The sequence below is a fragment of the Paenibacillus sp. FSL H7-0331 genome (genome assembly GCF_001956045.1).
This window is the reverse complement of the sequence record NZ_MRTH01000025.1, coordinates 18841-30919: the sequence shown is the minus strand read 5'-3', so window position 1 is coordinate 30919 and position 12079 is coordinate 18841. Positions and strand designations below refer to the sequence as shown.

Below are 12079 nucleotides of genomic sequence, written 5' to 3'. Positions count from 1 at the left end.
AGATCGTACAAGTAATCGGCATTCTGACTAAGAATCAACTTTTGGGCCCGGTAACCAACATTTTTTTTTGAATCGGCAGATGTTCTTTCTATTTGACTTAAAGTTTCTTATCCGTTTACAAATGGTTATTTTGTTTTATATAGATGTTCTGTAATAGTCAAGCAATTTATTCATAGAGTTGTGATGCAAGAGATCAAAAAATATGGAGGAATATTATTAAAAGTGAAAATTAATCAAACACTAAGATTTATTTTAGTTGGTATTCTTAACACAATTGTTGGATATACAGTTTATTTTATTTGTTTGAATCTACTACACTTTAATTATTCTATTTCATTGGTTGTCTCTCATATACTGGGTGTAATTAATAGTTACTATTTGAATAAAAAATGGACTTTTAATGTAGCAAGAAGTTCTAGTAGAATGATTCTAAAATTTGGCTTAATATACTTATGCACTTTTCTACTCAATTATGGTATATTAGTTTTGTTTGTAGAAATGCTAAAGTTGAATCCACTGATATCACAACTTATTTCTTTATTCGTAACAACAATAATTAGCTTTTTGGGTCAAAAATATTGGAGTTTCAAAGCAACTAAATTGGAGAGTGAAAGTTAATGTTTTTTAACGGTAGCATTATTGAGAATATTTATGGTAAGAAAGCAATTATAACAAATATACTTAATCAAAATTATAATGTGATTGAAATTTCAGAAGGGATCGTTACGGATGACAAATATCAAATATCATTAGAACACATGGAAGGACAAATATGTGACGTTAGAAATCAAAGTGTGTATAACGCAAGTGAATGTTCTTACACCGGAGAATTACCTAAGTCATTATTTGAAAAAATACTGCGATTAGAAATCTTATCAAAAGTGGGTCAATTCTATCACTTATTTCATGAAAAAAAGCATGAGTTTGATCCCGAGAGTTCTTCGTTATCCTACGGTGGAAGAGTTTATGACGAACTAGAAATGAAAAGTCTTGTAGATTCGTCATTAGACTTTTGGTTAACAGCGGGTAGATTTAGTAAGCAATTTGAAAAAGAATTTGCCGATTTTATTGGGGTTCGTTATGCACTTTTAACAAACTCGGGTTCATCCGCCAATCTGCTCGCATTTTCCACATTAACATCGCCTAAATTAGGTGAAAGAAGAATTACTCCAGGCGATGAAGTAATCACGGTAGCTGCAGGCTTTCCCACTACTGTGACACCGATGGTTCAAAATGGGGCCATTCCTGTTTTCATTGACGTAGACTTAGGTACGTATAATATTTTGGCTGATAGAATCGAGGAAGCTATCACTCCAAAAACTAAAGCTATAATGATAGCTCATACAATGGGCAATCCCTTTAACTTAGAGAAAGTAATGGAAATAGCTACGAAGTATAACTTATGGGTAATAGAAGATAATTGTGATGCTCTGGGGTCCAGATATAATGGAAAGTTAACTGGAACCTTTGGTCATATTGCAACATCTAGTTTCTATCCACCTCATCACATGACTATGGGTGAAGGTGGGGCAGTATATACCAATGACCCTAAGTTAAAAATGATTATTGAATCTTTCAGAGACTGGGGAAGAGATTGCTGGTGTCCTTCAGGATGCGATGATACCTGTAAAAAAAGATTTGGTTGGGAGCTTGGCACTCTACCAATGGGTTATGATCATAAATATACGTATTCTCACATTGGTTATAACTTAAGAGTTACGGATATGCAGGCCGCAGTTGGTGTTGAGCAGCTGAAGAAAGTTCCGAGCTTTACGGAAGCCAGAAAGAATAACTTTAATCGACTCCTTACAGGCTTAGAGGATTTGAAGGATTACTTTATTCTTCCGAGACCGACTGAAAATGCTGATCCAAGTTGGTTTGGTTTTATTCTAACTTTGCAAGATAATGTTTCATTTAGTAAAAATGATATTGTTAGTTATTTAGAAGCCAATCGGATTCAAACAAGAATGCTGTTTGCTGGTAACTTAACTAGACAACCTGCCTTCCAAGGAGTTAATTATAGAATACATGGTGACTTAACAAATACAGATAAAATTTTAAAAGATACTTTCTTAGTTGGTGTTTATCCAGGATTAACGAATGAAATGATTGACTATGTAGTAGAAAAAATTCATGCTTTTGTGAAACGTTAATGATTATAAATAAGCTAAGAGTTATTTTCGCTGCTCCTAGCTTTTTCGTTTAGGATAATCTAGCAAATTCAGACATCAATTGACACTTTCTTTAATTAAAAGATATAATTTAATATACACAATATTCCTGGAGGTAAGTATGAAAATTGTAATTCTAGCAGGTGGATATGGTACAAGAATAAGTGAGGAGTCTCATTTAAGACCAAAGCCAATGATTGAGATCGGTCAACGCCCTATTCTATGGCATATCATGAAAATATATTCATCATACGGATATAACGACTTTGTTGTATGTTTAGGATACAAAGGTTTTTTTATAAAAGAATATTTTGCTCATTACTTTTTACATGAGTCGGATGTTACTTTTGACTTTACAAACGAAAACCAAACTATAGTTCATACTCACTCAGCCGAGCCTTGGAAAGTAACTCTGGTTAATACTGGTTTAAATACCATGACGGGTGGCAGAGTAAAACGGATTAAAGATTATGTTAATAACGAACCATTCATGTTAACTTATGGCGACGGGGTAGCTGATGTTAACATTAACGAATTAGTAGACTACCACAAATTGCATGGTAAATTAGCTACAGTTACTTCAGTCCAACCTAGTGGGCGTTTTGGTGCATTAGATTTAGGAGTGAGTGGTGAAGTAAACGGATTTCAAGAAAAGCCAAAAGGCGACGGATCGTGGATTAATGCTGGTTTTTTTGTGATGCAGCCTGAAGTTTTCGATTTTATTGAAGGCGATGATACTGTATTGGAAAAAGAGCCACTAGAGCAACTATCCAAAAAAGGGGAACTATACGCATACAAGCATAATGGATTTTGGCAGCCTATGGATACTCTGAGGGACAAAAATCATCTTGAAGAATTATGGGGAATAGGTAAAGCGCCATGGAAAAATTGGAACTAATGAGGAGCTTTTGGCAAGGGAAAAGGGTGTTTTTAACTGGTCATACTGGATTTAAAGGAAGCTGGCTATCTATTTGGTTAACACATATGGGCGCTCTGGTAACAGGATACTCCTTGCAACCTCCAACGTCCCCTTCTTTGTTTGAAAAATGTCGCATTGAAGATAAGATAGAGTCATCCATATTAGGAGATATCAGGGATATTAATAAATTAACCCAATCAATTCAGAGGGCTAACCCTGATATTGTTATCCATATGGCAGCCCAATCATTAGTTCGTCTATCTTACGATGAGCCTGTTGAAACCTATTCTGTCAATGTTATGGGTACTGTTAATATCTTGGAAGCAGTACGGCAGACCCCCAATGTAAAAGCGGTTGTCAATGTAACTACAGATAAGTGTTACGAAAATAAAGAATGGTTATGGGGTTACAGGGAAGTAGATGTTTTAGGAGGATATGATCCGTATTCAAATAGTAAGGCTTGTTCTGAGTTAGTTACAGCATCCTATAGAAACTCCTTTTTCAATATAAATAAATATTCTGACCATGGTGTAGCCTTAGCTTCAGCAAGAGCAGGTAACGTTATTGGCGGTGGGGATTGGGCAAAGGACCGTCTTATCCCAGACTGCATAAATTCTCTACTTGAGGAAAAAGATATAATTATCAGAAACCCAGCAGCTATACGTCCCTGGCAGCATGTATTAGAGCCTCTTAGCGGATATCTTCAGTTGGCTCAAAAGCTTTATGAGCATGGACCTGTTTTTGCAGAATCATGGAATTTTGGCCCACATGATTCTGACGCAAAGCCAGTGGAATGGATCGTTGAGAAAATGTGTGAAAAATGGGGTAACAAATCGAGCTTTATTATTGATGGAAGTAACCATCCTCATGAAGCTCACTTTTTGAAATTAGATTGCTCAAAGGCATATAATCAGCTTCAATGGGAGCCGAGATGGTCTTTAGATCAAGCCTTGGACAAGATTGTAGAATGGACATTAGCCTATAAGAATGATGATAATTTGTTTGATATCTCTGTTAAACAGATAGAGGAGTATATTAATTGAAGATATTATAATCTGCTCTATTAAATTAGGAATGGAGTTTAAATATGAAACTTTCAGATTATGTTATCGATTTTATAAAAAAACAAGGTGTGGATCATGTTTTTGAGTTCATCGGTGGTGCTATAGTTCATTTACTTGATTCGGTAGCGAAGAGGGATGATATTGATTGTATCTCAGTTCGACATGAACAAGCTGCCGCTTTTGCTGCAGAAGCTTATGCCAGATTGAATGGAAAACTAGGTGTAGCTATGGCAACCAGTGGTCCTGGCGCGTTAAATCTTGTAACTGGAATTGGTAGCTGTTTCTTTGATTCCGTTCCATGTTTGTTTATTACGGGCCAAGTAAACACTTATGAATACAAATTTGATCAACCAGTCAGGCAAATTGGTTTTCAGGAAACAGATATAGTTAGTGTAGCTCAATCTTTGACTAAATATTCTGAGATGATAATTGACTATAAAATGATAAGATATCATTTGGAAAAGGCTGTCTTTATTGCTCAAAACGGACGTCCTGGTCCTGTTCTTCTGGATATACCTATGAATCTTCAAAGAGCTAATATTGAGCCTGATGAGCTAGAAAGTTTTTTCGATAGTGATGAGTATCGTTCTTTACTTGTAAAACAAGAAATTGAAGTTTCTAAGAAGCAATTAAATGAAGTGCTGACCCTATTGAAAAATGCAAAGAGACCTGTTGTGTTGGTTGGTGGTGGCGTAAGGGGAGGGAATGCCCAAAATATTTTAAGGGAGTTTATTGACAAAACTGGTATTCCTGTAGTTGCGTCATTAATGGGGTTAGATGCTATACCTCATACTAATCCGGCTTTTTATGGATTGATAGGGTCATATGGAAATCGTTATAGTAATTTAACTTTAGCGAATAGTGATCTGATGTTAATATTAGGATCAAGATTAGATACACGGCAAACTGGAACAAGACCTGACACTTTTGGAAGAGCAGCAAAAAAGATCCACGTAGATATTGATTTTAATGAGTTAAATGCAAAAGTTACTGCGGATATAGCAATTCATGCTGATGTAAAAACTTTTTTAGAAGAATTATGTGACCTACTGCCAGATGCTCTTAATACAGATTTAAGTGAGTGGTATAATGTCATTAATAACTTTAAAGAAAAATATCCAACGCGCGGTACCGTAGGACCTGATCATATAGATCCAAATGATTTCATAGTTCAATTATCTTCTTTTTCAAGAGAAGGGGATATTGTATGTCTAGACGTTGGGCAGCACCAAATGTGGGCATCACAGTCTTTTAAATTAAAAGAAAAACAGAGACTGTTAAATTCTGGTGGAATGGGTGCGATGGGCTTTGGTTTACCAGCAGCTATAGGTGCAACTCTCACTTCAAAACAGAGAGCTCTAGTAATTGCGGGTGATGGTGGCATACAATTAAATATTCAAGAATACGATACGATTGTAAAGTATGGACTGCCTATCAAAATTTTTGTTATGAATAATAATTGTTTAGGAATGGTAAGGCAATTCCAAGATATATATTTTGAAGGTAGAAAACAGTCTACTATATATACAGCACCGAATTTAAATAAGATTGCTGAAGCTTATGGAATCCCATCTTTTTCTATAAACCATAAATCGGAAATTGATGCAGTATTATCTCAAGTAATGGATATAGAAGGCCCTACTTTTGTAAATGTTCAATTAATTCAAGATACGGCAGTAAATCCTAAATTAGTTGTTAATAAACCAATAGAAGATATGTCTCCTCACTTAGGCAGAGATGAATTAAAAAATCTCATGTTGGTAGATCTAGTAGAAGAAATGGAAATACCTAAATAATTTATTGAAGTTGGTGAAACATGCACACCACCAAAAAGGTCGCTATATTGGGTGCAACCAGTCATATTGCGAAAAATATTATTTTTGAATTTTCAAAAACTAGTAATTACGAGCTATGTTTGTATGCTCGATCTGTTGGTACAGTTCGATCTTTCCTTGATCGAATTGAGCAAACGACTAACTTCAATATTAGAGTATATCCAATGAACGAGTTTGGCAATTATAATGTTGATGTAATTATTAATTGTATTGGAATAGGAAATCCAGCAGAATTAAAAGAGGATAAATTTAGAATTTTTTCCATTACAGAGTATTATGACAATTTAATTATCGACTATCTGAAAAATAAATCGAATGATACTTTATATATTAATCTTAGCAGCGGTGCAGCGTATGGGTCTGAATTTGATCAGCCGGTTAATGAGTTAACTTGGGCTAATGTTGAGATTAATAATTTAACGGATCAAAATTATTACGGGATTACAAAGTTATACACTGAAGCTAAACATCGATCATTGGAGAAATTCAATATTGTGGATCTTAGAGTTTTTAGTTTTTTTAGTAAGTTTATTGATCTAAGTGCAAAGTTTTTAATTTCAGAAATTATTAATTGTATAAGTAATGAAAAGATTTTTGAAACTAGTAAAAGTGAGATATTAAGGGATTATGTAGATCCCAAGGATTTTTGTAATTTAATAAAACTTTGTATTGATAAGCATTATACCAATGATTTCTATGATGTATACAGTCTTGGACCTACTTCCAAACAAGAAATGATGAATATGTTTCATGAGCAATTCGGATTAAAGTATGTTATAAAAGATGATATCTCGATATCCAATTCCACGGGAATTAAATCTAATTATTACTCATTAAACAAGAAGGCACAGAAGTTACAATATGTCCCTATCTTTTATTCTTTAGAAACAATTGCTGAAGAGGCAAGGGCAATCTTATTGAACAAGAGGGTGATTAGGTGAAATTCATTAGCATAGTAACTCCTTGTTATAATGAGGAAGACAATGTAGAAGAATTATATTCGCAGGTTAAAGAAATATTTAATTCCATGCAGGATTTTGTATATGAACATATATTTATTGATAATGCCTCGAAAGATAGTACGCTACAGATCCTGAAAAACTTAGCTGCAAAAGATGAGAATGTAAAAGTAATCGCTAATGCAAGGAACTTTGGACATATTAGATCCCCTTATCATGCTCTTTTGCAAGCAAGAGGCGATGCTGCAATTTTATTGGTAGCTGATTTGCAAGATCCTCCCAAAATGATTAATGATTTTATTAGCAAGTGGGAGGAAGGTTATAAGGTTGTACTTGGAGTTAAGACGCAAAGCGAGGAATCTCCAATAATGTTTGCTATTCGTAAAATGTATTATAATTTTATTAATAGAGTCTCTGATATAGAACTAACCAAAAATAATACTGGTTTTGGGTTATACGATAAACGTGTAATTGAAATACTAAGAGGAATAGATGATCCATATCCATATTTCAGAGGATTAATATCTGATATTGGTTTTGAAAGCTTCAAAATTGAATATTTACAGCCTGCAAGAAAAAGAGGCATTACGAAAAATAATTTTTACACTCTTTATGATATTGCGATGCTTGGTATTACAAATCATTCTAAAATTCCATTAAGAGTTGCTGCCATGCTGGGATTTGCTATGTCCGCATTTAGTTTTGGAATAGCAATTGTATACCTATTAGCGAAGCTAATATTCTGGAACTACTTTTCTGTGGGCACAGCGCCACTTATTATTGGTCTGTTTTTATTTAGTTCTGTCCAGCTTTTTTTCATTGGAATAATTGGGGAGTATATTGGATCTATCCATACTCAAGTATTGAAGAGACCGCATGTTATTGAAAAAGAAAGAATTAATTTTGATAAATATCCAGATCCTGTAAGTGAAGAATATATGGAGGAAATTAAAAAAATATATTATTCTGCCTAGCTAACCTATGCTGGAGTTTGTTGGTGGGTAAGACTGTCTATTGTTGACATTAGTTATAAATGCAAATAATAATTTCACCACCTGTTTTGTTCAATATTATTTCTTGCAATTTCGTTAAAATATAGCAATTGATGTGACTGGTTTGGTATTGTATATTACTTCTGACGAAGGTGAATTGGTGCTAGAGCTAACCATTTGAATTTTTGGAAGGGTCTAAAAGTATATCGTGAGATATGGAAATTAATGTTGAAATATGGAGATTACATCGAGCTATGAATTGAAGAATAGAATTTCATTGCACGCAAAGAGTAGCAGTAAAACATTGATGTAGTAATAAGACCAAATAACATTTATGAGGATTGAATTTATGTTTGGTAATAAAAAAATATTTGTAAGTATTATACTCATTAAGTTAATTCTCATTTGTTCATTCTCATCGGATTATCAAGATAAACTTTTTATACCATTTGTTGACCATTTCATTCATTTTTTTGATAATCCATGGCAATATTTCTTTGAAAATAACTTACCTAAATCCTTTCCGTATCCCCCACTTATGTTGTATATTTTAACCTTTTTTCATTTTGTACCAGAAAATACGCCACATATTATCGTAAATGCATTGTTCAAAATCCCTACATTAGTTTCTGATTTTCTTATTTATTTTATATTGTCAAAATTATTTCCAAGTAGAATTAAAGAAATTACTATATTTTATTTTACATCACCGATTATCTTTTATGCTTCGTATATGCATTCGCAGCTAGATCTGATTCCAACGTCTTTTTTATTTCTTGCCATATACTTATTAATGAAAAATCGAATAGCATATTCAAGTCTTGTATTTGGTTTAGCTATAAGTATTAAGTTTCATGTAATAGCGGCTTTGCCACTTATTATTTTGTATTTATTTAAAAACAAAAAAAAAGTAGGCTATCATCTCTGCATCCCATTAATTGTTTATCTATTGTTTAGTTTTCCTTTCATTTTTTCGGAAGGATATAGAAATTTAGTATTAATGAACAACGAGCAAAATTCAATGTTTAATGTATACTTTATATTTAATGATCTGAAGGTTTATCTTGCACCTCTTGCTGTAATGCTTATTTATGCAAGATTTGCAGAGTATTCGAAAATTAATAATGCGTTACTATTTAGTGCATTAGGCTTATTGTTTTCTGTGTTTATTTTGGTAGTACCACCAATGCCAGCGTGGTATGTTTGGGTGACGCCATATGTATCAATATATTTCATTAATCATTATTTGAAAAATCCAAGATCTATTTATATTATGCACATACTGTTGAATAGTTGTTATTTAATCTATTTTCTCTGTTTTCACAAATCAGGTTTAAGTGATTTGAACCTGTTTGGAGAAAATTTGAATTTTAAAGTTGGTTTTGAACAATATAGTAATTTGGCGTTTACTTTTCTTGAGGCAAGCTTGTTAGCAGTTATTTATATATTATATCGATATGGATTAAAAAGTAATGCAATCTATAAAAAGAAGAATATGGCATTTGCTATTGGTATTGGTGGGGATAGTGGTTCTGGTAAAAGCACATTATTAACAATTATGGAGCAATTATTGCATAAAAATGGTGTGCTTCTATTAGAAGGGGACGGAGACCATCGATGGGAAAGAGGAGATGATAAATGGAACACACTTACACATTTGAATCCTAAGGCAAATTTTCTACATAGGCAAACAGAAGATATTATAGCGCTAAAACGTGGAGAACAGGTCGAGAGGGTCGTATATGATCATGAATCTGGGAAGTTCACGGATCCTAAGAAAATAAATTCCAATGAATTTGTTATTATTACAGGCTTACATCCATTTTATTTGCCTAAAATGAGACAAGCATTAGATTTGAAAATCTATTTAGAAACAGAAGAATCATTGAGAAGGCACTGGAAGGTATTAAGAGATACACAAAAAAGAGGGTATTCGTTAGAAAAAGTTTTAGAGCAAATTGAAGACCGGATGCACGATGCCGAAAAATATATATGGCCACAGAAAAAATTTGCGGATTTGGTTATTTGTTATTTTTCGGAGACTCCAATTAAAATTGGAGACCCCAATTTTGTTGCTAATGTAAAGTTGAAAATCATAGTGGATTCGAGTATAAATTTAGAGCCAATAGTAGAGGTTTTACGTGATAAAGATGTAGATATTGTTCATGATTATTCGGATGATTTAGAAACTCATTTTATTATTGTAGATCAGCACATTCCTAATATTAATTACGAATTGATTGCTGACCAAATTATTCAAAATAGAGATGAAATATTGTTGGAGAAACCCATCTGGAGTGCAGATCATAGAGGTCTTATGCAGCTAATGATAGTGATAATGATTAGCGAAAAGATGAAGGAGGTAGCTACAAGTGAGTTATAAAGGTATACTATTAGATTTAGATAATACCATTTACAAGTATGAGCCTGCTCATGATATAGCACTAACTTCTACACTTACACGATTGTGTGATATTACTGGGATAAGATACGAGTACGTATTCGGATGCTTCAAGCAAGCAAGAGATAGAGTTCACATTCAATTGGCTGAAACAGCTTCCTCACACAATCGAATTTTGTACTTTCAAACTTTATTAGAAATACTCAAGGTTAAAGAACTAAATCTTGCTAAAGATTTATACGAAATGTATTGGAATATATTTTTAGATCACATGCAATTGATTGAGGGATTTATGGAATTTCTTAATATAATTAAAGATAAAAAGGTTTGCATTGTAACAGATTTAACTGCACACATTCAATATCGAAAAATGGAAAAACTTGGAATTTGGAGTTTTTGTGATTATTTCGTTACTAGTGAAGAAGTAGGTAAAGAAAAACCACATCCAATGATGTTCATGTTAGCGATTAATAAAATGGATTTGCATTATTCAGAGGTATGCATGATCGGCGATAGTTATCACAAGGATATCGAAGGAGCATCTCAATTAGGTATTCATTCATTTTGGTTAAATATGAAAAAAGAAAATAAAAATATCCAATCAAGCTTAATTACGGAATTTAATGACTATGAACAAATAAAGGAGTATTTTTATGAATGAAATCCATCAAATGGTCAAAATGTCGAAGTATGCTGGAGAAAGGTTTGACCTCATACAAGCAGCGGGAGGTAATAGTTCTATAAAAAAAGATGATGGAACAATGCTTATTAAAGCTTCTGGATATTTATTGTCAGATATTGAACTTGACCATGGTTATGTGAACGTAGATATTCAGAAAATTATAAGTGTATTAGGATGTGAAGCTGTTAAAAATGAAAGAAATAAAAAGAAACGTGAGCAAAACGCGAATTCAATGCTCAAGGAAGCAATACAATCGAAAGGTTCCCGCCCTTCTATTGAAACCTTTTTACATGCTGCACTTTATAAATACACGTTGCATACTCATCCGATTTCTGTGAATGTTGTTGCATGTCGAATAGATTGGAAAGAGATTTTAATTAGATTATTCCCAAATGCGCTATGTGTAAACTATTTTACTCCAGGCATTGATTTAGCGTTGGCTATGATGCAGGAATTAGATTCATATCTGATTAAACATATAAATTTACCTAAGATTATTTTTTTACAGAACCATGGTTTAATTATTAGTTCAGATACTTATAGCGAAGTAAGAGATCTTACCGATGAAGTTGTACTGAAACTGGAACAGGCATTTAATTTAGATTACTCGCCGTATAAGATTACTAATCAAATTTCAGCGTTAGTGAATCTAATTGGTGGGACTAGTTCTCAAATAACATATTGTTCAAATGATGAGAAAATTTTAAGTTTAGTAAGCAAAAAAAAACTATTCGATTATTCGCCCTTTTGTCCAGATGGATATGTTTTCTGTGGTGTGAAAACAGTATGGTTGGAAAGTTTGGATGATCGTAAAGGCATTCAACAATATATGAATCAATACAATGAACTTCCCAAAATAATTGGATATAAGGAACGGGTATATATCTGTGCGCCGAACCTAAGAAAGGCAAAAGAGATTGAAGAAGTTTTTAAGTTTCATTTAATGGTCTTAGATTCGCAAGAGCAAGTGGTAAATCATTTAGCATCTGATGAAATCATGTACCTTGGCAATTGGGATTCAGAAAAGTATCGACAGAAACTATAGGGGGAATGAAA

10 protein-coding genes are annotated in these 12079 nt (G+C 33.2%); all 10 read left to right on the top strand.

Annotated elements, in window-relative coordinates:
- Window positions 1-183 precede the first annotated feature (183 nt).
- Entirely contained in the window at window positions 184-618 is a 435-nt protein-coding gene (locus tag BK127_RS45780) for a GtrA family protein (RefSeq protein ID WP_076235463.1), read from the top strand.
- Complete coding sequence (gene rfbH, locus BK127_RS28315; RefSeq protein ID WP_083689658.1) at window positions 618-2153, top strand: lipopolysaccharide biosynthesis protein RfbH; 1536 nt, start codon at window positions 618-620, stop codon at window positions 2151-2153. The genes BK127_RS45780 and rfbH overlap by 1 nt, the downstream gene beginning before the upstream one ends.
- Window positions 2154-2292: 139 nt before the next feature.
- Window positions 2293-3069 carry a glucose-1-phosphate cytidylyltransferase gene (rfbF, locus tag BK127_RS28310; protein WP_076235460.1) on the top strand — a complete coding sequence of 259 codons (777 nt, stop codon included), beginning with the start codon at window positions 2293-2295 and terminating at the stop codon, window positions 3067-3069.
- Complete coding sequence (gene rfbG, locus BK127_RS28305; protein WP_076235458.1) at window positions 3051-4133, top strand: CDP-glucose 4,6-dehydratase; 1083 nt, start codon at window positions 3051-3053, stop codon at window positions 4131-4133. The genes rfbF and rfbG overlap by 19 nt, the downstream gene beginning before the upstream one ends.
- A 44-nt stretch (window positions 4134-4177) precedes the next feature.
- Window positions 4178-5950: a thiamine pyrophosphate-binding protein gene (locus BK127_RS28300; protein WP_076235455.1), complete on the top strand. Its 1773-nt coding sequence runs from the start codon at window positions 4178-4180 to the stop codon at window positions 5948-5950.
- A 20-nt stretch (window positions 5951-5970) separates the two neighbouring features.
- Complete coding sequence (locus BK127_RS28295; protein WP_076235452.1) at window positions 5971-6930, top strand: NAD-dependent epimerase/dehydratase family protein; 960 nt, start codon at window positions 5971-5973, stop codon at window positions 6928-6930.
- Window positions 6927-7922, top strand: coding sequence for a glycosyltransferase family 2 protein (locus BK127_RS28290; RefSeq protein ID WP_076235450.1), 996 nt, complete (start codon window positions 6927-6929; stop codon window positions 7920-7922). The genes BK127_RS28295 and BK127_RS28290 overlap by 4 nt, the downstream gene beginning before the upstream one ends.
- A gap of 367 nt (window positions 7923-8289) precedes the next feature.
- The gene (locus BK127_RS28285) at window positions 8290-10323 is read left to right on the top strand and encodes a uridine kinase (protein WP_179097639.1); all 2034 of its coding nucleotides are present in this window, start codon (window positions 8290-8292) and stop codon (window positions 10321-10323) included.
- Window positions 10313-11002, top strand: coding sequence for an HAD family hydrolase (locus BK127_RS28280; RefSeq protein WP_076235445.1), 690 nt, complete (start codon window positions 10313-10315; stop codon window positions 11000-11002). Before BK127_RS28285 ends, BK127_RS28280 begins: the two co-directional genes overlap by 11 nt.
- Window positions 10995-12068, top strand: a complete 1074-nt coding sequence (locus BK127_RS28275) for a class II aldolase/adducin family protein (RefSeq protein WP_076235443.1) — start codon at window positions 10995-10997, stop codon at window positions 12066-12068. Before BK127_RS28280 ends, BK127_RS28275 begins: the two co-directional genes overlap by 8 nt.
- Window positions 12069-12079 lie beyond the last annotated feature (11 nt).

Bases quoted from the DNA above. Each gene is read 5' to 3' on its own strand.
- BK127_RS45780 (WP_076235463.1), top strand. From the start codon at position 184: ATGCAAGAGATCAAAAAATATGGAGGAATATTATTAAAAGTGAAAATT.
- rfbH (WP_083689658.1), top strand. From the start codon at position 618: ATGTTTTTTAACGGTAGCATTATTGAGAATATTTATGGTAAGAAAGCA.
- rfbF (WP_076235460.1), top strand. From the start codon at position 2,293: ATGAAAATTGTAATTCTAGCAGGTGGATATGGTACAAGAATAAGTGAG.
- rfbG (WP_076235458.1), top strand. From the start codon at position 3,051: ATGGAAAAATTGGAACTAATGAGGAGCTTTTGGCAAGGGAAAAGGGTG.
- BK127_RS28300 (WP_076235455.1), top strand. From the start codon at position 4,178: ATGAAACTTTCAGATTATGTTATCGATTTTATAAAAAAACAAGGTGTG.
- BK127_RS28295 (WP_076235452.1), top strand. From the start codon at position 5,971: ATGCACACCACCAAAAAGGTCGCTATATTGGGTGCAACCAGTCATATT.
- BK127_RS28285 (WP_179097639.1), top strand. From the start codon at position 8,290: ATGTTTGGTAATAAAAAAATATTTGTAAGTATTATACTCATTAAGTTA.
- BK127_RS28275 (WP_076235443.1), top strand. From the start codon at position 10,995: ATGAATGAAATCCATCAAATGGTCAAAATGTCGAAGTATGCTGGAGAA.